The following is a 24,790-nucleotide window of genomic DNA, read 5'->3' on the forward strand; positions in this document are numbered from 1 at the left end:
GTCAACTTCTATCAATCAAACATGAGTGCTTCGCCCGGTCGATCTTTCCATGAGTGAGCTTCTTTTTGCGACGGAAGGAAACCCCATTCCGGAGGGTACAACCGCCGGAATGCTCACCATGCGCGACGGCAAGCGCATCCGTTACGCGCTGTTCCGCACCGATATCCGGCCCATCCGCGGCACGGTCGTCACGCTGACGGGCCGCAATGAGTGTATCGAGAAGTATTTCGAGACAGTGCGCGATCTGCAGGCGCGCGGCTTCGAGGTCGTGACGCTGGATTGGCGCGGCCAGGGCAATTCCGACCGCATCCATCGCGATCGCGGGCGCGGCCATGTGCGCACCTTCCACCATTATGTCGACGATCTCGACCAGCTGTTTGCCGACGTCGTGCTACCGGACTGCCGCGCGCCCTTCTACATGCTTGCCCACTCCGCCGGCGCGCTGATCGCGCTGCTCGCGGCTCCCCGCATGGCGAACCGCATCCGCCGCATGGTTCTGTCCGCGCCGCTGATCACGCTGACCGGTTACACCACCACGATGCCGGCAGTGGGCCGCGTGTCGAGCCTGCTTTACTGGCTGGGGCTGGGCGGCATGTATCTCGGCAGCGGCCCGCGTCCGCGCGAAGCCGCACCCTTCGAAACCAACAAGGTCACCAACGACCTTGACCGCTATCGCCGCAACCAAGCGATCTATGCCGCCCATCCTGAACTGGCGCTGGGCGGCCCGACCGCCAGCTGGGTGCGTGCCATGACACGCGCATCGGCCGAGATCCAGGAACAAAGCTTCGTGTCGCGCATGCATATCCCGACCTTGTTCGTGGCGGCCGGTAACGACACGATCGTGTCCACCCGCGCGATCGAGCTTTACGCCCGCCGCCTGCGCTCCGGCTCGCTCCTGACGGTCGACGGCGCCAAACACGAGCTTCTGCAAGAGCGCGACACGTTTCGCGACCAGTTCATGGCCGCCTTCGACGCCTTTGTGCCGGGCACTGAGTAGGTCAGGACCGGATCAGATCCAGCGCCGCCGCATGCAACTCCGCTGAGCCCGCTGCGATCACATCGCCGCCGCCCTCGGCAGAGCCCCCGTCGAAAGTGGTGATGACGCCGCCCGCTTGTTCGATGATCGGGATCAACGCCACGATGTCGTAAGGCTGCAGGCCGGCTTCGATCACCAGGTCCACACTGCCCGCGGCCAGCATGGCGAAGGCATAACAATCGACGCCGTAGCGCGACAGGCGCACGCTGCCTTCCAGACGATCGAAGACCGCGCGCTTGTCACCCTTGAACATCGCAGGCGTCGTCGTGAACAAAGTGGCGTCGCCGAGGCTTGTCCCCTGTCGCGTCTTCAGCGGCCGGTTGCCGCCCGGTCCCTCATAGAAGGCACCGCTGCGGGTCGCATAAAACAGCTCGCCGGTGAAGGGCTGGCTCATCATGCCAGCCACCGCGTCGCCATTTTCCGTCAGGCCAACAAGCGTGCCCCAGACCGGCAGGCCGGAGATAAAGGCGCGCGTGCCGTCGATCGGATCGATCACCCAGATATGACGGCCGTCACCCTGCTTGGTGCCGTGCTCTTCGCCGAGAATGCCATGCTCGGGATAGGTCTCGCTGATCAGCGCAACGATGGCGCGCTCGGCTTCCTGGTCGGCCTCGGTGACCGGATCGAAGCCGGATGCCAGTTTGTTGCTGACGAGACCTGCCTGGCGGAAGCGTGGCAGCGTTTGCTCTGCGGCCGCCGCGGCCAGGCGGCGGAAAAAAGCTGCATACGTCATCAATCCCATCCTCTTTCACGGTCACTATGCCTATATTAGAGGCACTTGCGAAATCAGCTCATTTTATAGCTTGACGCTCTTAGCCGGCGCGCCTAGCGTGAGGGTGAGCAGATTTTCTGCTCATGCCCTCCTTGGGCGTTTCCTCCCTAGACTTCGACCGCATCGCACCCGTGATGCGGTCTTTTTTTATCTGGAAGGCCGCGCCGGTTCATTCCGCAGCAAGCGGCGTCGGCCAGATCAGCTCCGTCCACAATCCCATCAGCGTCGCGCAAAACCGCGTCAGGTCGTCTGCAAGGGGATCGAAGCCCGCCGTTTTCTGCAACGTCCGCTCATTCATGTAGAGGCCGCGATTGACCTCGATCTGGATGGCATGGACGCCATCGGCCGGCCGGCCGTAATGTTCGGTGATGAACCCGCCCGCATAGGGCCGGTTGTGCGCCACAGTGTAGCCCATGCCGGTCAGCAGCCCGATCACCGCTTCCGACAAAGGTGCGGCGGCCGCCGCGCCGAACCGGTCGCCAACGATGAAATCGGGCCGCGCACCATGGTCCCCCACCCGCACGCTGCCCGGCATCGAATGGCAATCCACCAGCACGGCCGTGCCGAACGCCGCCCAGGTGCGCGCCAGCAGCTCGGCAATCTGGTCATGGTAGGGCAGATAAAGATCTTCGATGCGGCCGGCCGCTTCCGCATAAGGCAGGCGGCTGGCATAGATCTCTTGCCCCTCGGCAACCAGCTTCGGCACCGTGCCGAGCCCGCCAGCCACCCGTGCGGAGCGCACATTGGCCTGGGGCGGCAGCTGTTCGCGAAACATCTTAGGGTCGAGCTCGAACGGCTCACGATTCACATCCAGATAGGCGCGCGGAAAATGCGCGTGCAGCAGCGGTGCGCCGAGGCCGACCACGCCGCCAAACAGTTCCTCAACAAAGAAATCTTCCGAGCGCCGGATTGCCGAGGCATCGAGCCGTGTCATCGCCATGAACCGCGGCGGATAGAACCGGCCGCTATGGGGCGAGTTGAACACGAAGGGGGCATCATGCGAAGCGGGCTGTCTCAGCGTAAAGGCGCCGGCCGGAAAATCCTTGGTAGCCGTCACCCTCTAAAACTCCGCCGGACAGCGCGCAGCACTGCCCCTGTTTACGCCCTTATTCATAGCCGATGACCGTGCCACGCGCCCCTTGCCCTGTCCAGCGCGAGAGCAACAGGCTTGGAATTGAGCGGTTCCATTCACTGGATGTTTACCCTCCCGCCCGCATATCTCTACCATGGTTAAGACCCCGCTCCGGCGTGTGGTCGAGGATAATCGGACGGGCTCAATGAAACGCATTCTTCTTGCGGAAGACGATAATGATATGCGTCGGTTCCTGGTGAAGGCGCTGGAGCGTGCAGGCTATGACGTCAGCGACTTCGACAATGGCGCCAGCGCCTATGAGCGCCTGCGCGAAGAGCCGTTTTCCCTGCTTTTGACCGATATCGTGATGCCGGAAATGGACGGCATCGAACTCGCCCGCCGCGCCACCGAGATCGATCCCGACCTCAAGGTCATGTTCATTACTGGCTTCGCCGCCGTCGCGCTGAACCCCGACTCGAAGGCACCGCGCGACGCCAAGGTCCTGTCGAAACCCTTCCACCTGCGCGACCTCGTCAACGAAGTCGAAAAAATGCTCCACGCGGCCTGAGCCGCTTGCTTATCTGATGCTCGGACAACCCAAAGTCCCGGCATACCCTCTCGCCTGCACGTTGTTTGCCACCTTCCTGTAGGAAACAGGCGAACCGCCACAAAAGCGCGAGAACCTCACTTGACGACGCGGCGGCAAAATGGTGTAAGCCGCGCCACGGATGGGCGTGTAGCTCAGCGGGAGAGCACTACGTTGACATCGTAGGGGTCACAGGTTCAATCCCTGTCACGCCCACCATCCGGTTCCCCCACATTCTGAAAGTTCAAGCGCGCCACAGGTGCCGCATTGATTTGGTGCGTTTGGCTTTTCCTCATGTGGCAAGCAGCCTTCGCTAAGATCCTATTCCCGCACCGCTTCAACAAAAGAACTGGTTAGAACTCGGTCGGCGATCAACCATCGCCTCTCTCGCCGCAATCGCATCAGACCGCCGCAACCTCTCGTGGCAGCCAGCCCTGCAAGGCATCCCAGTCCGGTTCGAGTTCGGCAAAGCGCTCGAGACGCAGGGTGGAAAGATCGGCAAAGTCGCATTGGCCGTGCATGATCAACTGCATCAAGGCGCGACCGGTTGCCGGCGAAAGGCCGAAGCCGACGCCCGACATGGTTGCGACGGTGAGGTTTGCCCAAGGTTCGGGCTGGTCCAGTACCGGCCGGCCGTCCGGCGTGTTCTCGATAATGCCAGCCCAAGAGCGGATGACCTTGGCATGCGCTGCCTTGGGAAACAGCTGCGCCACGCGCTGCGCGATATTCCCCGCAAGCGGCGTGGACGGCCGGTTTGCCGTGGGCATCTCCTCCGTTTCCACCCATTCATGCGGCCCGCCGCCATAAGCGAGATTGCCGCGCAAAGTTTGGCGACCGTAAAGACCGGCTCCATCTGTGCCGCCGATCGGCATCAAGGGCAGCGGCTCGGTGACGATCATTTCCGCGCGCGCGGTACGCAGCGGGATCGCGACATCGAGCAGGCCAGCCAAGCGTCCGGTTTGCGGACCCGCGGCGATCAGCACGTGATCGCAGCTGAAGATGCCCTTGTCGGTTTGCACGCCGGTGACCCGGTCGCCCGCCGTGGTGAAGCCGGTGACAGCGACATGCTGGCGCAAACGGCCGCCGCGATCGGCCAGCGCCCAGGCATAGGCCTGCACGGTGCGATGCGGATTGGCATGCCCGCCGAAGTGATAGAGGTGGCCGGCATAGACGGTGTCGCCTGCAAGCGGAACGAGGTCGCGCACCTCCTTGGCATCGAGCGCATCGACCTCGAAGCCTTGCTGCTGCGAGTTGCGCACCGAACGCGAATAAAGCTCGAACTGCTGCGGCGACAGCGCCATGCGGATGCGCTTGGGTTGGAACTCGGTGGGATAGCCAAGAATCTGATCCATCATCGGCCACAAACGCTGTTCTTCGTTGAACAGTGGGCTTTGCGGATGGGTGCAACCGCCGCCATTGCGCCCCGACGCTTCCCAGCCCGCAACGCCGCGTTCCAGAACAAGAACATCGACGCCGGCGTCGGCCAGCCAGAAAGCCGTGCTCAGCCCGGTGACGCCGCCGCCGATAATGACAACGGAGGCGCCGGCAACTCTTTCATCCTCGCCTAGCCGTTCCGCCTGTTCACTCCGTGACATGGTCTGTCTCCCTGGCCAGGCTGGCGACCGTGTAGCGCTTCTCGATCTCCCAATAAGGCGTCCATTGCCGGGGCATGCCGAACCAGGAATCCCATTGTTCAGCCATCGCCGGATCTTCATGGGCCGGTGACAGATCCTGCAAGCTCAAGGGTCGCACGGGGCTGCGGTAAACGGCAAGCGACACGGCGCCCAGTTCCAGGTTCTCCTGCAAGGCCAGCATGGCCTGCACCTGCTCGCGGCAGCGCCGTCCCTGGCAATGGCCCATGCCCGCCCGTGTCAGGCGCTTGACCTGATCGGGGTTGGGTGGCCCCTCGCCCAGCAACTGCGTCAGGCTTTTTGGTTCTACCCACGCTGCTGCGTTGAGGTAGCGCGGCGGATGCACTTCCAGGATTTCGCGCGCCCATACATCCTCGCATTGGCAAACCGGCACATCATCGCGCAGCGTTTCCAGAACCGTTCTGACCCACTGCTTGCGGTAATAGCCGATGTCCAGCGCGGCGTCGGGAATGGTGGCCATTGTCGGTTCCTGATCGGAGCCAACGTCCTTCCCCAATGCGCCAAGGGCGGCATCGGCGGCGATCCTGCCTTCCCGGCGCGACACCCGCTCGTCCGCCGACTTCGTGCCCCAGATACCCGCGCAATCGCCTGCTGCGCGAACATTGGCGAGCGTCGTGCTTCCGCTGTCGCCCAGAACCGGCACGAAACCGCCGCGACTGCCATCGAAAATCGTGCGCACGCCTGCCGCTTGCAGCAGGTCAATCACGGGAACAGCACCCAATCCGAGCAGGATGCTGTCGCAGGCAATTTCCGTGTCACGCAAACGAATGCCGTGAATGCCGTTGGTGTCGAAACCTGCGCCCCGCACGGTTTCGCCGGTCAGGATGGGAATGCCGAGCGCTTCGATCCGCGCAACGAGGGTGGCGTCAGCAAAGGGATGATCGCCCTGCTCGACAATGGCCTTGATCGTCACGCCAGCCTTCACGAGGTCGATCACCGACAGCAGCGTTTCCGGCGTCGTGCCCAGAACCACCGCCGCCTTGCCTTCCAGCGCAGCATACAATGTGGCCAAGGTGGCGGCGGCGCTGATGCCCCCGACACCGGGTTGATCCCAGCCGTGAAAGGCCAGTCCCATATCGCGCCGGCCGGTAGCAACGATGGCCTGATCGAAGCCGATCAGCTGGCTGCCGCCATCGGCATCGGCCAGTCCGGCAATCGACCCCGGCATCCAATTGAGGTTGGCATGATTGACGAACAGGCCCCAGCACGCCGTTCCCAGCCTGATATCGACGCCCGTTTCGAACAGGTCGGCCAGTTCCGGCCGCGCTTCCAGCATGCGCTCGGTCATGGCGTTGCGGTTGCGGATCTGGCCGCCCATCAACCCGCCCCACAGTTGCGGCACGCTCTCGCCCATGGTCTCGAATGCCACCGGATTCTCGTCGACCAGCATCACGGTCGCGCCGCCGTCGATCGCTTGTTTCGCGGCAGCCAATCCGGCCGGTCCGGCACCCACCACCAGCACCTCGGTGCGCGAGGCTATGTCGAGCGTCTTGCCGGCGACGGAGCGGGGATCGAAGGTCATGGGATGGTCCGTTCCGCTGTTTCCTGAGAGGTTCAACGCTGCCGAAAGCTCAGATGAACTCGCGGATCATCGTTTCGAGGTCGTGCCAAAGGCTTTCCGCGAAGCCTCGGAGGACCATCAATTCGAAGCGGTCGGGCGCGATGCGAGTGATGTGGGTGGCGATGTGGCCGATCAGGGTTGTGGTCGCCGACCCGACTTCGAAATTGGCCAGGTCGATGCCGGTCCCCTTGGCCAGAACATCCTCAACCGCATCACCTTCGATCGCGATGCGAACGCGGCCGTGGCTCTGGTCGACAACGCTCAATTCAGGCCATTGAGCGGAAATTTCTGGCAGAAAACCGGAAGAAACCGGCTGATCTGCAACCCAAAACCGGTCAGCTGGCCCGTTTTTCCGGACAGAAAACCCGTATTTGTCCGCAATCTCCCCGCTTTTTCCTACCTCTGCCGGTGCACCGAGAACCTGCAGCACGGTCCCTTCCGGCAGCGGTGTAAGACGGATGCGCGCCCCGTTGATCGCCGTAACACCCGCCAGCGCGGCGCGATGGTGAAGTTGAAAATCAGGCATGGGGCTTCTCATCTGCCGCATGGAGGAAAACAGGATCGCAGATCCGGCCCGGCGTAAATTCGTTGTAAAGGCCGTTCCAGACCACGACCTCCTCGCCGTGCCGTTCAGGGCCGCGAATGATCAGTGCCAAGCCGATCGTGGACTGGAGATGCGGCGACCAGGCATTCGAGGTGACGTAGCCCTGATCGTTCTCCAGCGTCGCTGCAGCATCCTTGGACAGGATGTGCGAACCGGCCCGGAAACCCTGGGTCGGATCGAGCGGCAGCAGACCGGCGAGACGTGGCCGCAGCGGATCGGACAGACCTTCGCGCTTGAGCATCTGCTTGCCGATGAAGTCCGGCTTGGTGGCCGACACCATCTTGGCCAGACCGAGATCGGCCGGCGTCACGGTGCCGTCGATTTCCGCATGGGTGATGAAGCCTTTTTCCATGCGCAGTACGTTGAGGGCTTCAACGCCGTAAGCGCAGATACCGTGTGGCTCGCCGACCTGCATCAGCGCATCCGCAACGCTTTCGCCGTAGCCGGCGGGAACCGCGAGTTCGTAGGCCAGCTCGCCGGAAAACGAGATGCGGAACATGAGGCCGCGAAGCTTTCCGCCGAACAGCGAAACTTCACGTGCGGCGAGGAAGCCGAACGACTCGTCCGCAATGTCTTCGTCGACGATGTCTTGAAGAATCGTACGCGCCTTAGGGCCGGCGAGCGACATCTGCGCCCATTGATCGGTGACGGAGGCCAGCCGCACGTCGAGGTCGGGCCACAGCGCCTGCGAGCAGAACTCGAGATGGCTCATCACGCCGGCGGCATAGGCCGTGGTGGTGGTCATGAAGTAGCGGTCTTCAGCCAACCGGCTGGTCGTGCCGTCGTCATAGATCATGCCATCGTCGCGCAGCATCAGGCCGTAACGCGCTTTGCCGACAGGCAGCTTGGCAAAGCCGTTGGAATAGACGCGATCCAGGAAGGTCGCGGCATCCTTGCCGGAGATCTCGATCTTGCCGAGCATCGACACGTCGCACAATCCGGCATTGATGCGCGTGTTCAGCACTTCGCGATCAACGCTGTCGCGCCACGTGGTTTCGCCCTGTCGCGCGAACCAGGCCGAGCGATACCAGAGCCCGGTTTCAATGAAAGTCGCGCTGTTCCTGACCGCCCAATTGTGTAGAGGCGACTTGCGGATCGGCTGGAAGTGCTTGCCCTTGGCCGCACCGGTCAGCGCGCCGAAGGAGACCGGCGTGTAGAACGGACGGAAGGTGGTCGTTCCGACCTGCGCCGGCGACACGCCGCGGGCTTCGGCCAGCAGAGCGATGGCGTTGATGTTGGACAGTTTGCCCTGATCGGTCGCCATGCCGTTGGTGGTGTAGCGCTTGGCCATCTCGACATGGCCAAATCCTTCTTGCGCCGCGAGATCGAGGTCGCGGCGCGTGACGTCGTTCTGGTAATCGACGAAGGCCTTGCCGCTGTTATCCGGGATCGACCAGAGCGGCTTCTCGACACGGCCGGAAAGATCGCCTTCCACCTGAACGGAAATCGCCTCCCCGCTTTTGCCGAGTTGCGTGGCAATCGCCAGCGCCTCAGTCGAACCGTGCGCAACACAGTCGGCAAGGTTGCCGGTGCGCGCGGCGGCACCGGCCAGTGACAGGCCGTTCAGGTTGTCCGGCGCCAGGAAGGCGGATTGTTCGTCGGACCAGACCGGCTTGCCGCCGCGATGACAGGCGAGGTGGATGATCGGGCTGAAGCCGCCGGCCACGGCCAGCGCATCCACATCGATCGATTGAAAGCGGCCGTCCTGCTTGATCTGGATGGAAGACAGCGCCTGGCCACCTTTGGCATCGGTCACCACGGCATTGCGCAGCACCCTCGCCTTGCCTGCATAAGGCACGGAAGACTGCAAGCGGCTGTCGATGATCGCGACTAGATCGACACCTGCTTTTTCGAGATCCCGGGCCAGAGCGTAGCCGGTGTCGTTGATCGTGAAGATAGCGACCTTCCTGCCAGGCGCGACACCGAAGCGGTTGAGATAGGTACGCATGGCACCGGCCAGCATGATGCCAGGCGTGTCGTTGCCGCCGAACACCAAGGGCCGCTCTTCCGCACCGGTGGCCAAAATGGCGTGCTTGGCGGCAATACGCCAAAGCCGTTCGACCGGTTGCCCTGACGCCGGCACCGCAACGTGTTTCTGGACTCGCTCGACCGCGCCGAAGACATTGCTGTCGTACCAGCCGATCACGGTCGTTCGCGACAGCAGTTTGACGTTGGGCAGGCTGCGCAATTCATCCACGCAGCGCGCCACGTATTCCGTTGCCGCCAGACCATCAAGGGCGGCGGTGTCCGACAGAAGCGAGCCGCCGAAGGCCGGCTGCTCGTCGGCCAGGACAACGCGCAGTCCTGACCTTGCAGCGGTAAGTGCGGCGGCAAGGCCGGTCGGTCCTGAACCCACAACAAGCAGGTCGCAATGCGCCCACGCCTTCTCGTAAGCGTCAGGATCGGCTTCATTGGTCGCTTTGCCGAGGCCTGCGGCGCGCCGGATCAGCGGCTCATAGACTTTTTCCCAGAAGGAAGCCGGCCACATGAAGGTCTTGTAGTAGAAGCCGGCATTCAGGAAGGGCGAAAGGAGCCCGTTCACCGCGCCGATATCGAAGCTGAGCGACGGCCAACGGTTCTGGCTGCGCGCTTCCAGCCCGGCATAAAGCTCCTGCACGGTCGCGCGCGTGTTCGGCTCGGTTCGGCCGCCGGTGCCGATCGTCATCAGGGCATTCGGCTCGGCCGCACCCGCCGTCAGGATGCCGCGTGGCCGGTGATATTTGAACGAGCGGGCCACCAACTGCTGGCCGTTCGCAAGCAGAGCCGAAGCCAGCGTATCGCCGCCGTGACCGTTGAAGCTGCGGCCATCGAAAGTGAAAGGCAGCGTTGTTGCCCGATCGATCTGGCCGCCCTTGGACAGTCTATAGGACGTCATGCCGGCACCCGTTCCGCCGCATCGCGGCAGGCCTCGACCTCGTGACTGGCGGTGTCGCGCGTCACCACCAGCCAGCGCCGGCAGCCGGCCGCATGGTGCCAATATTCATCGTAACGACCGCGTGGGTTTTCTCGCAGAAAGACATGGTCGAACCATTCGGACTGCGGCGCATCCGGAGCGGGACGAGGCAAGGCAGCACCTTTGATCTCGAACTCTTCCTTCGGGCGAGAGCCGCAATGCGGACAGGAAATAAGACTGGCCATGATCTGCTCTAATGAAGATTGGGTTGGGCACCGCGGCCGGTTTCATCGATCGCGTAACCACGCTCGAAGCGGTCGAGACGCATGGCGCGGGTCACCGAATGCGGTTCGCCGCGGGCCAGAAGATGCGCAAAACAGAAGCCTGATGCGGGCGTCGCCTTGAAGCCGCCATAGCACCAGCCGGCATTGAGATAGAGATTGTCGATCGGCGTGCAGTCGATGATCGGCGACCCGTCCATCGACATATCCATGACCCCGCCCCAGGAGCGCAGATAGCGGATGCGTGACAGCGCCGGGATCATGGCAAGGCCTGCTTCCGCGACATGCTCGACAATCGCCAGATTGCCGCGCTGGGCATAGGAATTGTAGCCGTCGATATCGCCGCCGAACACCAGACCGCCCTTGTCAGACTGCGACACATAAAAGTGGCCGGCGCCGAAAATGACGACATGGTCGATAAACGGCTTCAAGCCTTCCGACACGAAGGCCTGCAGCACATGGCTTTCGATCGGCAATTTCAAACCGGCCATCTCGGCCACGCGCGAGGAATTGCCGGCTGCCGCCAGTCCGAGCTTGTTGCAGCCGATGAAGCCCTTGCTGGTTTCCACGCCGACGACCCGGCCATTTTCGCGCCGGATGCCAGTGACCTCGCAGTTCTGGATCACATCAACGCCGCGTGCATCGGCGGCGCGGGCATAGCCCCAGGCGACCGCATCATGGCGCACGGTGCCGCCGCGCCGCTGGATCAATCCGCCAAGAATCGGAAAGCGGGCATTGTCGAAATCCATGAAGGGCAGCATGGTCTTGAGCTGAGCACGGTCCAGCATCTCGGCATCCACGCCATGCAGCCGCATGCCGTTGCCGCGGCGGGTATAGGCGGCTTGCTGAGCGTCCGAATGGTAGAGATTGAGAACGCCACGCTGCGAGACCATCGCATTGTAGTTCAGATCCTGTTCCAGCCCTTCCCACAGTTTCAGCGACAGTTCGTAGAAGGGATTGTTGCCCGGCAAGAGGTAATTCGAGCGGATGATCGTCGTGTTGCGACCGACATTTCCCGAACCGATATAGCCCTTCTCCAGGACGGCGACATTGGTGATGCCGTGTTCCTTGGCGAGGTAATGCGCGGTGGCCAGACCGTGACCGCCGCCGCCCACAATGATGATGTCGTAATGCGGCTTGGGCTCGGGAAAGCGCCAGGCCGACGACCAGCCCCGATGTTTGTCCAGGGCGTTCCGGAACACTGAAAAGGCAGAATATCGCATGGCTGAGACTGGAAGCGGGTCCTGTGATGGGTCGGGTCAGGCGTCGACAACAACCGCGTGGCCGGGCGTGACCTCGCGATATTGCCTGATGGGTGGCACATAATCCGGCGCGCGGATCGGGCTGCGGATTTCTTCGTTCACCACCACGCGCTGGACATGGCGGCGGGCGGGATCGGGCACCGGCACGGCATCCAGCAGGCGGCGCGTATAAGGATGCTGCGGATTACCGAAGATCGCGGCGCGCGGACCGATCTCGACGATCTCGCCGAGATACATGACGGCGACGCGGTGGCTGACACGCTCCACCACTGCCATATCATGGGAGATGAACAGGTAGGCCAGGCCCATCTGACTTTGCAGTTCGAGCATCAGGTTGATGACCTGCGCCTTCACCGAAACGTCGAGCGCCGACACCGCTTCATCGGCCACGATGAGGCGCGGTTCGAGCGCCAGCGCCCGGGCAATGCAGATGCGCTGCCGCTGGCCGCCGGAAAACTCATGCGGGAAACGGCCGGCCATGTCGGGCTGCAGGCCGACTTGGCTTAAAAGTGCTCTCGCGCGATCCGGCGCCTCGGTGCGATCCGCCAACGCGTTGACGATCAGCGGCTGGGCGATCGACGCGCCGACCGTCATGCGCGGATTGAGGCTGGCAAACGGATCCTGGAAGATCATCTGCATGTGGCGGCGCTGATTGCGCATCTCTTCCGGCGAAAGCTGCAGGATCTCCTTGCCTTCGAGCCGAACGGAGCCTTTGAGCGGTTCCGTCAGGCGCAGCACGGATCGGCCGGTGGTGGACTTGCCGCAACCGGATTCGCCCACCAGCGCCAGCGTTTCGCCGCCCCGCAGCTGGAACGACACATTCTCCACCGCATGAACGCGCGCCTGCACCTTGCTGAGCAGGCCGGACCGGACCTCGAAACGCGTGGTAAGGCCGGACACGTCGAGAAGCGGTTGATCGTCCGGCTTGACGGTGTCGGGCGTTTCCTGCGGCTCGTCGGCTACACCGGTGGTGCGATCAACGATAGGAAAGCGGCGCGGATGCGTGAATGCCGTCATCGAGCCGAGCTTGGGAACGGCAGCCAGCAGCGCGCGGGTATAAGGATGGGCGGCGCTGCGGAAGATGGCGCTTGTTTCGTCATGCTCCACGACTTCGCCGTTCAGCATGACGATGGTGCGGTCGGCGATCTCGGCAACGACGCCCATGTCATGCGTGATGAACAGGACGGACATGCCCTCTTCTTCCTGAAGCTGCTTGATGAGCTCCAAGATCTGCGCCTGGATCGTGACATCCAGCGCGGTCGTGGGCTCATCGGCGATCAACAGCTTGGGCCGGCAGGCGAGCGCAATCGCGATCATGACGCGCTGGCGCATACCGCCGGAAAAGCGATGCGGATACTCGTCGAAGCGCGACTTGGCGGCAGGAATACGCACGCGCTCCAGAAGCCGCAATGCTTCCGCGCGGGCTTCCGTGCGCGACACGCCGCCATGCGAAAGCAGCGCTTCCGAAACCTGGTGGCCGATCGTGTGAACCGGATTGAGGCTCGTCATCGGCTCTTGGAAGATGATGGCGATCTCGCTGCCGCGAACCTTGCGCATCTGCCGGTCCGGCAAAGCCAGGAGATCGCGGCCGTTGAGCTTGACGCTGCCTTCGACCCGGCTGGAGCCGAGCGGTGTCAGGCCCATGATGGACAAGGCCGTGACGCTCTTGCCCGAACCGGATTCACCAACAAGAGCAACCGTCTGCCGTTCGGCAACATCGAAGGAGATGTCGCGAACGACCTTCTGCCAGCCGGCATCGGTGCGAAAGGAAACAGACAGATCGGCAACCGACAAGATGGGCTGGTTCATCGCGCGTCCTTCGCTAGGCCGTGCCAGGCTCTTGAAGCCCGGTCGTTCCGCAGTGATCTCAGCGACCATAATTCACCAACTTCCGCTTGCAGGAAGACCGGCGCGCGAACTGACGCGCCGGTCCTTCTCTTGATCAGGCCCAGGCCCATTCGTGGACGTTCCAGCAGGCATCCGTGACATACTGGTTGGCCTTGAAGCCGTTCAGCGCGCTGGTCGACATGTTGCCCTGCACCACGCTGAACTGCGGCGCGAACGGCACTTCGTCGAGCAGGATCTGCTGCACCTTGCCGTAGGTCTCCTTGCGCTGTTCGACGTCGGTCTGGGTGACACCCTCGTCGAGCAGACGATCGACTTCCGGGTTCTTGTATTGCGTGTAGTTGGCGCCATTGCCGATGGCCTTGGAATGGCAGCGCGAGGCATAATCCGGGTCCATGCCGACCGGCGGCTCCCAGGCCACCAACAGCGTGTCGAACTGCGACTTGGTGGTGTACTCGCCCCACACAACCGAGCCTGGCATGTTCTTGATCTCCATCTCCACGCCGATCTGCTTCCAGTTCTGCTGGAACAGCTGCTGGCTGGCCTGGCGCGGTGGGGCGCCGGCGGTGGTGGACATCGTGAACTTCATCTTCACGCCATCCTTTTCGCGGATGCCGTCGGCTCCGCGCCGCCAGCCGGCTTCGTCGAGCATCTTCTCGGCCAGCTGAGGATTGGCGGTCTCTTCCTTCAGCGCATTGTTGTAGGCCCAATGCGAGGTGTGGAGGTAAGACAGCGTGCGCGGCGTCGTGCCGAAGTTGATGTCGTCGATCGACTTCTGCATCTCGCAGGCGATGTAGAGCGCCTTTCGCACCTTCGGATCGGTGAACTGCGGCTTTTCCGTATTGAAGTAGATGAACTGCACGTAAGGCTGCGGGGCCAGAACGAAGTTGCGGTTCGGCAGCGCCTTGGCTTCATCCCAGCGATCATAGGGAATGCCCATCAACCCGAACACGTCGATCTCGCCGGTGCGCATCTGGCCATAGGCGACGAGCTGGTCGGGCACGAATTTGTGGATGAACTGGCGGATCTTCGGCGCGCCGCGATGGTATCCGGCATTCGCCTCGTAGACCATGTGACTGCCGGCGGTGCGCGACTTCAAGGTGTAGGCGCCGGTGCCGATCGGCTCGGTGTTGAAGCCCGACGTGTTGATGTCCGCTTCGCCTGAAAGCAGGTGATGGGGGACGATGTGCATGCTCTGCCAAGCCCAGTAGAACGGCACGTAAGGCCGCGTCAGGGTCATTTCGACAGTGTAATCATCGACGACCTTGAACGTGTCGATCAGCTCGAAGCCGCTGCGCGAGCGCACGGCGACCTTGGGATTGACGATCGTCTGGTAGGTGAACTCGACGTCCTTGGCGGTGAAAGGCTGACCATCGCTCCACTTGACGTCGCGCTTGAGATTGACGCGCCAGGTCCGGCCGTCCTGCGAAATACCGCCGTTTTCGCGCGTCGGCAGTTCGGCCGCGAGATTGGGGATGAAGTTGCCCTGGTCGTCCACGTCCCAGAGCGCATCGAACACCAGAGCTTCCACGATCGTGTCCGTGCCGCCATTGGCGTAAAGCAGCGGGTTGAACTGGACGGGCTCCTGATTGGTCGTGAAGATCACACGCTCGCGGTTGGACTGAGCGATGGCCGGGCGGAACAGGCCGGTGGCCGGCAGGATCAGGCTGGAAGCTGCCGCGCTCTTGATCAGAGTTCGACGATTGATGGTCAGTTTGGTCGTCATCGTGGTTCCCCTGTTCTTGTCGTTGTGTGTTGAACTCAAAGGTCCATCTTCAGCCGGGCGTCAAAGGCGTCGCGCAATCCGTCGCCAAGGAAGTTGAAGCCCATTACGGTGAGCGTGATCAGGATACCCGGCAGGATGGCCAGGAAGGGCACGGTGTCGAAATAGCCCTGCGCGTTGGTGAGCATGTTGCCCCAGCTGGCCATGGGCGGCTGAACGCCATAGCCGAGAAAGCTGATGTAGGTTTCCATCAGCACGGCGGTGGCGACCTTCAGCGTTGCCGCGACCAGAACCGGCGCCAGGATGTTGGGCATCAGCTCAACCAGCATGATGCGCCAGTTGGACGCGCCGTAACCGCGTGACGCCTGCACATAGTCCATTTCCTTGATGGTGGAGACCTGGGCGCGAACGATGCGCGACACTTCCATCCACGAGGTCAGGCCGATGATCAGCGAGATCGACAGGATGGTCGGCGGCACGAAGGCGGCGATCACCAGCAGCAGAAACACCTGCGGGAAACACAACAGCGTGTCGACTAGGCGCATCAGCAGGTTGTCCACCACGCCGCCGTAGTAACCGGCCGCCAGCCCAACCAGCGTGCCCGTCACCATCGTGGCCAGCATGGCGACGACGCCCACCATCAGCGAAACCTGGCCGCCGAACAGAAGACGGCTCAGCGTGTCACGGCCCAAATCGTCCGTTCCCAGGGGAAACTCCCAGGATGCGAAAAGCGGCAGGAAACGCTGCGAGGTGTTGATCAGAAGCGGATCATGCGGCGCCAGGAACTGCGCGAACAAGGCGGAGAAGCAAAGCAGGACGACGACGACGGCACCCAGGACACCCATGCGGTGCTTCAGGAAACGGCGCAGCGTGAGGCTGGCATAAGAGCGGTTGTTCGGGCGGGTGGCGATCGCTGCATCCGTCATCTCACCCCTCCCCTCAGGACAGTTTCACGCGCGGATCGATCAGCGCAATCGCGATGTCGGCGATGAGATTGCCGAGGATCACCAGCAGCGCTGTGAACATCACCGTGCCCATCAGCACCGAATATTCCTTCATGCTGAGCGCATCCACGAAGAGCCTGCCCATGCCCGGCCAGCTGAAGATGGTCTCGGCCACAAGCGCGCCGGAAAACAGCGTCGGCAACTGCACGCCGAGAAGCGCGATCAGGGGGATCACCGCGTTCGGAAAAGCGTGGCGCCACAAAACGCGGCTGCCGCTTAAGCCCTTCGATCGGGCGGTGCGGACATAATCCTGCTGGATCACTTCAAGGAAACTGGAGCGTGCGTAGCGGCTCCAGCTCGCCACCAGAACCAGGGTCAGAACCAGCAGCGGCAGGATGAGATGCTGCAGGAGATTGAGGACATTGCCCTCTTCACCGAAGTCATACATGCCGCCGGATGGAAGCCAGCGAAGTTCGATCGCGAAGATGTAGATCGCCATCAAACCGAACCAGAAGGTCGGGAAAGACAAAGCCAGCATCGCGCCGGTGGTGGCGAGATAATCGAAGATCGAGTAGCGGCGCACAGCGCCCAGCACGCCGAGCAGCGTTCCGATCAGAACGGCCAAAGCCGTCGACGTCCCCATCAGCAGGATCGTTGCGGGCAAGCGCTCCAGGATCACGTCCAGCACCGGGCGGCCGCCAAACAAGGTGTAGCCCCAGGAGCCCTCGAGCATGGATTTGACCCAGCCGAAATACTGCACGTGCAGCGGCTGATCGAGACCGAGCGAAACCCGCAGCCGCTCGATATCGGCTGCCGTGATCGAACCGTTCAGCGTGTAAACCGACAAGGGGCCGCCGGGCGCCAGATGCATGATGCCGAAGCCGATGACCGACACGCCGAAGACAAGCGGGATCGAGTGCAAAATTCGGCGCACGACATAGCCGAGCAGATCACTGCGCACAGTTTAAGCCCTTCCATTTCGGCGCAAAAATATGCGCCGTCTGCCTGCGGCCCGTTGATCGGACCTGCTTATTCTATGAAGTCGAGGCTAGCAGGCGCTCTTCCAGAAAGCCCGATAAGCATGTCTTCTGAATGGTCTGGCTATTCTGTTGAACAGCCAAACAACACCCGATCACTGCTGCATCAAAGCCGACTTTTGCGGCGCCTTTGTTCCCTTATGTGAATTTGTAGATCAGGATCTTGAATAGTGTCAACACGAAAGGCACACTCTTCGACGTGACCAGCTTTTCAGCAGCTGAGCGTCGGTGACGGGAAGAATGCACGTCTTGATGCCGCTAGGGAAGAGCTGTTTTCATGAAGCGGCCCGCTTGCGCAATGCCGCTTATGAACGAACCACAAAGCCCTGCCCGACACTTTCGCGAGCCGCTGACCATGACGAACCGCTTGTCTTTTCCCCTGCCGACGCAACAAGATCTCGCCGAACTCACTGCATTCCGGCACGAGCTTCACCGCACACCGGAAATCTCCGGCGAAGAGCGCGAAACCGCCAAGCGCGTGTGCGACATGCTGGTATCGACCAGCCCGGACAAGGTGCTGACGGATGTGGGCGGCCATGGCGTCGCCGCGATCTATGACAGCGGCAAGCCCGGGCCGACCATCCTGTTCCGCTCCGAACTCGATGCCCTGCCGATCCAGGAATTGGGCCAGATTGACCATCGCTCGACAGTGCCGGGCAAGGCGCATCTTTGCGGCCATGACGGACATTCCACGATCCTGCTGGGGTTCGGGCGCATCCTTTCGCGGGCACGTCCAACCAGCGGCCGCGTCATCCTGATGTTCCAGCCGGCGGAAGAAGACGGCGCGGGCGCGGCAGCAGTGATCGCCGATCCCCGTTACAATGAGATCAAGCCGGACTGGGCCTTTTCGCTCCACAATGCGCCTGACGTTGCCTTCGGTTTCGGCAAGCTCGGTGCCGGCGCCACAAATTGCGCGTCCAGCGGCATCAAGATCAAGCTGACCGGAAGCACCGCGCATGCGTCAAGGCCAAGCGACGGCCGTTCGCCCATGAAGGCCCTTGCAGAACTGATGCCCGCGCTCGAAGCCTGCGGCAGCGGCAAGCCGCTCGGTCCGGACTTTTCCATGGTGACGGTAACGCATGCATCCATGGGCGAACCGGTCTTCGGGATCGCTCCCGGCGAAGCGCGCATCTTCGCCACGCTGCGCACGGTAGCCGACGCGGAAATGAATGCGCTGACGGCAAAGGTGGAAGCGCTCGTGGCCGACGCGGCAGCACGCTACGGTTTGAAGCACGAATACGACTATGACGACGTCTTTCTCGCCTGCACGAACGACGCCAGCGCCACGGAAATCCTTCTGAACGGCATGGAACGCGCCGGCATCAGCCACGAGGAACAGACCGTGCCGTCCTATGGCTCCGAAGATTTTGGCCGCTTCGGTCTCAGCGGGGCGAAATCGGCCATGGTGTTTCTGGGTTCCGGGCCGGATTGGCCACGCGTTCATACGCCGGAATACGATTTTCGCGACGAGCTGATCCCGATGGGCATCCGGCTGTTCTCGGAAACCCTGGCCGCCTGCCTGGAACAGGCGTGAAACGTCAGCAATCCAGCACCAGATCGCCGCGCGGCACCGCCTGGCATAGCAAAACCTGGCCATAGGCCAGCAAGGGCTCGTTGCCGGCCGGATAATCGGTCATGCCGCTGACGATCTTCTGCACGCAAGACTGGCATTCGCCGCTGCGGCAGGAATATTGGATCTCGACATCTTCACTCAAAGCGAGATCGAGCAGCGAGCCCTTATGCGGGTGCCAGGTGGCCGTTTTGCCGGACCGGGCAAACTGCACCTGGCACGGCGTCACGGTTGAGTGCTGACTCGCCAGCAACCCAGCCAGCCCGATCGCCTTGGCTTCGAAGGCTTCCATCCTGATATTGGCGGGATCAGCGCCGAGTGCCACGAGGCCGGCCTTCAATGCATCCATGAAGGCGTCGGGACCGCAGATATAGAAGTCGGCTTCGGTGACGGGCACGAGGGTGGCGAGCGTTGCAGCATCAAGGCGGCCGTGATGATGAAAGGCGTCGCCCTCGTCTGGCTGGGAATACACGGTGAAAAGCTTGAAGCTTTCGCCGGCCTGCTCGATGACCCGCACGACCTCGTCGGCAAAAAGGTGATGCTTGCTGCTGCGCGCGGCATGAACGAACCAGACTTCGCGCCCGTCGGGTGCCGCGGCAAGCGCCTGCGCCATCGGCAACAGCGGCGTGATGCCGACGCCGGCACCCACAAGCACAACCGGGCGCGCCGCCTGGCTGTTCAGGATGAACTGGCCGCCCGGAGCACCAAGCAGAACGTCGCTGCCGGGCTGGATCGTGTGATGAAGCAGATCCGACACGCCCCCGGCGCCGATGCGACGCACGGACAGGCGCAGGGTTCGCGGCGTGGGCGTTGCGGAGACCGAGTAACAGCGCCGGCGCGGCGGCTGCACGTCATCCCCGGGAAGCGCCAGCGTCACATATTGGCCGGGCGCGATCGGTCCGACGGGCGCTTGGTCCTCGGGCTCGAATAGGAAGGACACGACATCCGCATTTTCCTGCTTGCGCCCGACACAACGAAACGCGCGTAGGCCGGTCCATGCCGACGGCCGCGCATCGGTCCAGATCCGCGAGCGGGAAAAGGCGGCCGAGCAGTGGAAGTAGATTTCTTCCGGCAAAACGCTGATCTGGTGCGGCCCTTCGGAGTCGCCCGCCACAGCGCGATAAGTGCCGTTCAGCCTGATGTTTTCGCAGCGGCCAGGTTCGGCCGCCAGCAATGCGCATTCACCGGAATGCGTCCAGGCGGCATCGCCGGCTTCAGCGTGGCGGATTTCAAGAAGGAAAGCGTCCTGATTGGTCGCAGGATCGCGCCGCAGTGGGGTTCCGCCGGCAAGCTCGACCGTGATCGCGCCGTTTTCATCTTCGCGCGCCAGCACGATGAACGGCGCTTGATCGATAAAGGGCATGAAGCCTGGGCCGGCTGCTTGGTACACCTTCTGCTGAACCAGTGTGCTCGGCTTGCCGTAATGCTCGCGGATGCCGGAGCGCTGCAGCTCGGTTTCGCCGGCCGCATCCCGCCGAACGAACACGCGCCCGCCGGCTGCCTGCCATTGCCCTTCCTGCCCATAAACGCCGCCGAGATCGAGCGGCGGCTTGCGCAAGGCGGGATCGATCCAGAAGCCGGCATCGCCGAACACGTCGCTGTGCACCCAGTTCCAGCTTGTCGGCGTCAGCACCATGACGCTGAGCGGCGGGTTTTCATCCGCCGGGAATAAAGCGAGATCATCCGGGGCCTGGGAAATCTCGGCACGCGCCGCAACACGCAGATAGTCGTTGCAGCGCCGGTTCATGAACAACAGCGCCACAGAGGGATTGGCGAGAACATTGCCGATCGTGTCCAGGCGACGGTTGCCGAGGTAATCCGGCAAAAGGATCGCTCCGTCTTCGCGCAAAGTGACCACGTTGGGCTGACCGCCGCGCGGCGACACGTCCATCGCACCGGCCGCATTGCGCGACGCAATGAAGAGCAGCGTGGAATGGGCGATGAACTGGCGCGCACGGTCGTCCATGGTCACAATCCCACAAAGCGGATGGTCTGAAAGACGAGGCAAAATTCCACCATCTAAATTCCGAGCGCAAGTGGATGAATTGCAGATTATCCTTGTTCGCCGCTCGAAGCTGCGGCAGCAAGGGATGTGTCCGCCGATCTGGTGGCCGGTTCGATGGTAAGGGGAGATGGCGGCCTTGGTTCTTGGAGGCGGAAGGGAAGGCTTCATGACCGTGGCTCTGCGGCCAATTCTGGTTGAACGCGCATGCTGGTAAAACAGGCAGCGAACGTCCTCGAACTGCTGGAGTATTTCGCTCGCCACAAACAGCCGGCGACCATGGCGGAAATTTCCGACAGTCTGGGATGGCCGCGCTCGAGCACCTTCAACCTCGTCGCGACTTTGGCCGAGAAGGGCTATCTCTACGAACCGCGCCAGCGCGGCGGCTATTATCCGAGCTCGCGCTGGATGAGTACGGTGAAGGAAATTGCCGCGGCCGATCCCCTTCCCGCATCTCTCGTGGAGGCAATTGCCGCAATTCAAGCGAAGACCGGCGAAACCACAGCCGTTGGTCAGGCCGCCGGCGCTTACGTGATCTTCGTGCATGTGTGTGAATCGCAGCAGCCAATCCGCTATTTCGCGCAGGCCGGCACGCGCGTGCCCATACATGCCAGCTCAGCTGGACGCGCGATCCTGGTGCAATGCAGCCAGCGCGAACGCGACGCAATCTACCGGCGGATCACCTTTAAGGATTTTTCCACCAGCACGCCGATGAGCGCGGAGGCCGTGGAAGCGGAGCTGAAGGAAGCGGGCCAGCGCGGTTACCACTGCAGCAATTCGGAATATATTCCGGACCTCGCCGGCGTGGCACTGCCGATCGAGCTGAACCAGCGCAAGCTGTCCGTCGTGGTGGCGGGACCGACCTCGCGCTGCCTGTCACGCCAGTCGGAAATTGCGAAGCTCATGAAGCAGGAGCTTGTCGCCAATCAGCTGATTGGCTGACAACTACTCGCCGCTGCGAACCCGCGCTTTCGCGTCGTCCACCATGCGCTTGATCTCGCGTGCGCGCGCGGCTTCCACCGCAAAGGCGGCTTGCGGCACGGCGCCGGGATCTTCCTGCTGGTTGGAGGGCGCGAGGCGCTCTTCCAGAGCCTTGGTCAAGGCTTCGTCGGGATTGCGCAGCAGATGCGTCAGGATCAGCGTGAGAACCTCGCGCTGACCGTTCAGCGAGCCCTCAAGTTCAAACGATGTGAGCTCGGACATGTTTATTTCCGTGAGACGTTGGTTGCACCCGCCTCGCGAAACGCCGCTTCGGCATCGTCCAGCGTGTCCAGGCTGATATCGACGGACACCAAAAGCGCGCCGTTCAACGCCGCATCTTCCGCGGAATCGGCCTGCGGCTCGCCTTCGGCCACATCGCCGCCCGAAGCTTTCGTTCCGGCGCTGTTTTCAGATGACTGCGGCTCGATGAAGATGTCGGAACGGTCTAGCCCATATTCCTGAACCAAGTGCTCGACCGCGATTTCGGCTTCGCGACGGGTGGCAAAAGTGCCGGTGATGGTGGTGGTGCTGGTGTCGGACATGCTTGCCTCCGTTGTCTGTGGGCAAGAAGGCGCAAAAGACCAGGATGGTTCCCATCATACCTGCCGGAACGCGCGCGGCTGGGTTGGAACAACACCGCAGCGCTTCAGTTGTCCTTGCACCCCACCCCGAACACGCAACAACCGATCTCATCCTGGAGAATGACATGTCCAACACTCGCTATCCCGAACTCAAGGCGCCGCATCCTAGCCAGCAACAATCCATGCCCGGCGAAACCGACAAGATGGATCCCCGCCCGAACCATGGTGAGGATAGCTACAAGGGCAGCGGCAAGCTGGAAGGCCGTGCGGCCATCATCACCGGCGGTGACTCCGGTATCGGCCGCGCCGTGGCGATCGCCTTTGCGCGTGAAGGGGCCGATGTGCTGATCTCCTATCTCAGCGAAGACAAGGATGCGCAGGACACCGCGAAGCTGGTTGAAGAGGCCGGCCGAAAGGCGATCCTGGTGCCGGGCGACATTTCGGAAGAAAGCCACTGCAAGGCGATCATCCAGCGCGCGGTGGACGAGTTCGGCCGGCTCGACATCCTCGTCAACAATGCCGCGCATCAGGCGACGATCGACGACATTGCCGATCTCACCACGGAAGAATGGGACAAGACCTTCCGCACCAACATCTACAGCCAGTTCTTCCTGTCGAAGGCCGCGATTCCGCATCTGAATGACGGTGCGTCGATCATCAACACGACCTCGATCCAGTCCGAAGACCCCTCGCCCGGCCTGCTCGCTTATGCGACCACCAAGGGCGCGATCTACAACTTCACCCAAGGCCTGGCGCAGATGGTGGCCGAAAAGGGCATCCGGGTGAACGGCGTGGCTCCCGGTCCGATCTGGACGCCGCTGATCCCTTCCACCATGCCGCCGGAAAAGGTGGAGAAGTTCGGCTCCAACACGCCGATGAAGCGCGCAGGCCATCCGGCAGAGCTGGCCGCAGCCTATGTCTATCTGGCCTCCGACGATGCCAGCTATACAACGGGCGCCATCATTCCGGTGACCGGCGGTCGCCCGATGTAAAAACGACGGGTCTGGACCGGCGGCTTGAACCGGGCCGGTCTGGGGACTCAGCGCTCCATGAAGGCGCGGGCCATGCTGTCGCGCACCGGCTTGGTCAGGTAATCGAAGAAGGTGCGCTCCGCCGTCTGGATCAAAATTTCGGCGGGCATGCCGGGTGTGGGGTGGAAGCCATGCACGCGCGCGATCTCGTCGGGCGACAGGGTCACGCGGGCGAGATAGACTTCCTTGGCACCGTTCGGCGTGCTGGATAGTGAGTCCGCTGAAACATAAACGACCTCGCCATTCAGCACCGGGGTCGTGCGCGCGCTAAGCGCCACAAGCCGCACCGTTGCATGCTGGCCGACCTTCACATTGTCGATCTGATTGCGCGGCACCTGCGTTTCGATGATCAGCGGCACATCTGACGGCAGGATCTCCAGGATTGCCTTGCCGCTTTCGATGACGCCACCGGCGGTGTGGTAATAAAGCCGGATGATCGTGCCCGCGACCGGCGCGTCGATGGTGGAGCGGCGCAGCACGCTGTCGGCCTCGCGGGATTGTTCGCGGATCGAGTCCAACTCGCTCTGGGCCTTCTGCAACTCGTCGAGCGCTGCCTGCACATAGGTGTTGCTGACCTGCTCGATCTGCTGCTGGGATTTGACCACCTGCGCGCCCGTTTCGGAAATTTCCGCCACCAGCCGGCCGATCTGCCCTTCCGAGTCAGCAATGGCGCGCTGGATCGACTTGATCTCGGTGGCGCGCATCAATCCCTGCTTCAACAGCACCTGCTTGCCCTCGAACTCCTCGTTGAGGAGCGCGAGCTGCTTTTCCATGGCCGAGCGCTGCAGATCATAGCCACGGCCGCGGAAATCGAGCGAGGCGATGTTCTGCTCCAGCAAACCGACATCGCTGTTGAGCTTGGCTGTCCAGGCCTCGAAATTCAGCCGCTGCGTTTCCACGATCTCGCCGATCTCCGCATCGGCATCGTCGCCGCGCACAAGGTCTGGCCAGGTCACCGATGGAGCGCGGTGCACCTGCGCCCGCAGCCGCGCCACCAACGCTTCCAGCCGCGCGCGGCGAAGATAAAGCTGGCGGCCGTTGGCCTGCGCCGCCGTCTTGTCCAGCCGGATCAAGGGCTGGCCGGCGGTAACTTTATCGCCCTCGTTGATCAGGATCTCCTCGATAATACCGCCCTCGAGATGCTGCACGATCTTGTTCTGCCCGGTGGCGACGAAGCTGCCTTGCGAAATGACGGCAGCAGCCAGCGGCGCGGTAAAGCCCCAGGCGCTGAAGCCGCCGAGGATGACGGCCAGCAGCACCATGCCGAAGATCGTGTGTTTGCGGATCGAGCGCGGCACTTCCGCATACCATTCGCCGCCGTGAACTGTGGCTAGGTCGGTCATGCGTCTTTCCCCTT

General features: G+C 62.5%; 21 protein-coding genes and 1 tRNA gene. 6 read left to right on the top strand and 16 right to left on the bottom strand.

Going from position 1 to position 24,790, the window contains the following annotated elements; translation table 11 throughout:
• Positions 1 to 49: 49 nt before the first annotated feature.
• Positions 50 to 997, top strand: a complete 948-nt coding sequence (locus IE166_RS09030) for an alpha/beta fold hydrolase (protein WP_189503095.1) — start codon at positions 50 to 52, stop codon at positions 995 to 997.
• A 1-nt stretch (position 998) separates the two neighbouring features.
• Here IE166_RS09030 and hisN read toward each other — a convergent pair whose 3' ends face one another.
• Together hisN and IE166_RS09040 are read right to left on the bottom strand one after the other, a co-directional pair.
• Positions 999 to 1,769, bottom strand: a complete 771-nt coding sequence (gene hisN, locus IE166_RS09035; RefSeq protein ID WP_244641372.1) for a histidinol-phosphatase — start codon at positions 1,767 to 1,769, stop codon at positions 999 to 1,001.
• 208 nt (positions 1,770 to 1,977) lie between these two features.
• A complete protein-coding gene (locus IE166_RS09040; protein WP_189503097.1) occupies positions 1,978 to 2,865 on the bottom strand; it encodes an N-formylglutamate amidohydrolase in 888 nt (295 codons plus the stop codon).
• Between the two features lie 220 nt (positions 2,866 to 3,085).
• On the opposite strand from IE166_RS09040, the gene cpdR reads away from it, so the two are divergent.
• Positions 3,086 to 3,448, top strand: coding sequence for a cell cycle two-component system response regulator CpdR (gene cpdR, locus IE166_RS09045; protein WP_189503098.1), 363 nt, complete (start codon positions 3,086 to 3,088; stop codon positions 3,446 to 3,448).
• Positions 3,449 to 3,610: 162 nt separating this feature from the next.
• Positions 3,611 to 3,685 (top strand) — tRNA-Val (locus IE166_RS09050).
• 182 nt (positions 3,686 to 3,867) lie between these two features.
• On the opposite strand, the gene IE166_RS09055 is transcribed toward IE166_RS09050, so the two are convergent.
• From IE166_RS09055 to IE166_RS09100, 10 genes are all read right to left on the bottom strand, one after another.
• On the bottom strand, positions 3,868 to 5,061 hold the full coding sequence (locus IE166_RS09055) for an NAD(P)/FAD-dependent oxidoreductase (protein ID WP_189503099.1): 1,194 nt from the start codon (positions 5,059 to 5,061) through the stop codon (positions 3,868 to 3,870).
• Positions 5,048 to 6,640: an FAD/NAD(P)-dependent oxidoreductase gene (locus IE166_RS09060; RefSeq protein ID WP_189503100.1), complete on the bottom strand. Its 1,593-nt coding sequence runs from the start codon at positions 6,638 to 6,640 to the stop codon at positions 5,048 to 5,050. The genes IE166_RS09055 and IE166_RS09060 overlap by 14 nt, the downstream gene beginning before the upstream one ends.
• Positions 6,641 to 6,689: 49 nt before the next feature.
• A complete protein-coding gene (locus IE166_RS09065; RefSeq protein ID WP_244641373.1) occupies positions 6,690 to 7,109 on the bottom strand; it encodes a sarcosine oxidase subunit gamma in 420 nt (139 codons plus the stop codon).
• 88 nt (positions 7,110 to 7,197) lie between these two features.
• Positions 7,198 to 10,158 (bottom strand): sarcosine oxidase subunit alpha family protein, encoded by a 2,961-nt coding sequence (locus IE166_RS09070; protein ID WP_189503102.1) that lies wholly within the window; start codon positions 10,156 to 10,158, stop codon positions 7,198 to 7,200.
• Positions 10,155 to 10,421, bottom strand: coding sequence for a sarcosine oxidase subunit delta (locus IE166_RS09075; RefSeq protein WP_189503103.1), 267 nt, complete (start codon positions 10,419 to 10,421; stop codon positions 10,155 to 10,157). Before IE166_RS09075 ends, IE166_RS09070 begins: the two co-directional genes overlap by 4 nt.
• 8 nt (positions 10,422 to 10,429) lie before the next feature.
• Positions 10,430 to 11,680: a sarcosine oxidase subunit beta family protein gene (locus tag IE166_RS09080; protein WP_189503104.1), complete on the bottom strand. Its 1,251-nt coding sequence runs from the start codon at positions 11,678 to 11,680 to the stop codon at positions 10,430 to 10,432.
• Positions 11,681 to 11,716: 36 nt separating this feature from the next.
• A complete protein-coding gene (locus IE166_RS09085) occupies positions 11,717 to 13,528 on the bottom strand; it encodes an ABC transporter ATP-binding protein (RefSeq protein ID WP_189503105.1) in 1,812 nt (603 codons plus the stop codon).
• 133 nt (positions 13,529 to 13,661) lie between these two features.
• Positions 13,662 to 15,290, bottom strand: a complete 1,629-nt coding sequence (locus tag IE166_RS09090; protein WP_189503106.1) for a peptide ABC transporter substrate-binding protein — start codon at positions 15,288 to 15,290, stop codon at positions 13,662 to 13,664.
• A gap of 35 nt (positions 15,291 to 15,325) precedes the next feature.
• Positions 15,326 to 16,213, bottom strand: a complete 888-nt coding sequence (locus tag IE166_RS09095; RefSeq protein WP_189503107.1) for an ABC transporter permease — start codon at positions 16,211 to 16,213, stop codon at positions 15,326 to 15,328.
• Between the two features lie 13 nt (positions 16,214 to 16,226).
• Entirely contained in the window at positions 16,227 to 17,180 is a 954-nt protein-coding gene (locus IE166_RS09100; protein WP_189503320.1) for an ABC transporter permease, read from the bottom strand.
• Between the two features lie 437 nt (positions 17,181 to 17,617).
• Between IE166_RS09100 and IE166_RS09105 the strand changes: the two genes are divergently transcribed.
• Complete coding sequence (locus tag IE166_RS09105; RefSeq protein WP_456121122.1) at positions 17,618 to 18,802, top strand: amidohydrolase; 1,185 nt, start codon at positions 17,618 to 17,620, stop codon at positions 18,800 to 18,802.
• A gap of 4 nt (positions 18,803 to 18,806) precedes the next feature.
• Here IE166_RS09105 and IE166_RS09110 read toward each other — a convergent pair whose 3' ends face one another.
• A complete protein-coding gene (locus tag IE166_RS09110; protein WP_189503108.1) occupies positions 18,807 to 20,804 on the bottom strand; it encodes a pyridoxamine 5'-phosphate oxidase family protein in 1,998 nt (665 codons plus the stop codon).
• A 243-nt stretch (positions 20,805 to 21,047) separates the two neighbouring features.
• Between IE166_RS09110 and IE166_RS09115 the strand changes: the two genes are divergently transcribed.
• Positions 21,048 to 21,782, top strand: a complete 735-nt coding sequence (locus tag IE166_RS09115; protein WP_189503109.1) for an IclR family transcriptional regulator — start codon at positions 21,048 to 21,050, stop codon at positions 21,780 to 21,782.
• A 3-nt stretch (positions 21,783 to 21,785) separates the two neighbouring features.
• Here IE166_RS09115 and IE166_RS09120 read toward each other — a convergent pair whose 3' ends face one another.
• The gene (locus tag IE166_RS09120; RefSeq protein ID WP_189503110.1) at positions 21,786 to 22,043 is read right to left on the bottom strand and encodes a hypothetical protein; all 258 of its coding nucleotides are present in this window, start codon (positions 22,041 to 22,043) and stop codon (positions 21,786 to 21,788) included.
• 2 nt (positions 22,044 to 22,045) lie between these two features.
• Positions 22,046 to 22,363 (bottom strand): hypothetical protein, encoded by a 318-nt coding sequence (locus tag IE166_RS09125; protein WP_189503111.1) that lies wholly within the window; start codon positions 22,361 to 22,363, stop codon positions 22,046 to 22,048.
• A gap of 164 nt (positions 22,364 to 22,527) precedes the next feature.
• Between IE166_RS09125 and IE166_RS09130 the strand changes: the two genes are divergently transcribed.
• Positions 22,528 to 23,394, top strand: a complete 867-nt coding sequence (locus IE166_RS09130; protein ID WP_189503112.1) for an SDR family oxidoreductase — start codon at positions 22,528 to 22,530, stop codon at positions 23,392 to 23,394.
• 47 nt (positions 23,395 to 23,441) lie between these two features.
• Here the strand turns inward: IE166_RS09130 and IE166_RS09135 are convergent, their stop codons facing one another.
• On the bottom strand, positions 23,442 to 24,776 hold the full coding sequence (locus IE166_RS09135) for an HlyD family type I secretion periplasmic adaptor subunit (RefSeq protein WP_189503113.1): 1,335 nt from the start codon (positions 24,774 to 24,776) through the stop codon (positions 23,442 to 23,444).
• Positions 24,777 to 24,790: the final 14 nt, after the last annotated feature.

This window comes from Tianweitania populi (assembly GCF_014652875.1).
Lineage (GTDB): Bacteria > Pseudomonadota > Alphaproteobacteria > Rhizobiales > Rhizobiaceae > Tianweitania > Tianweitania populi.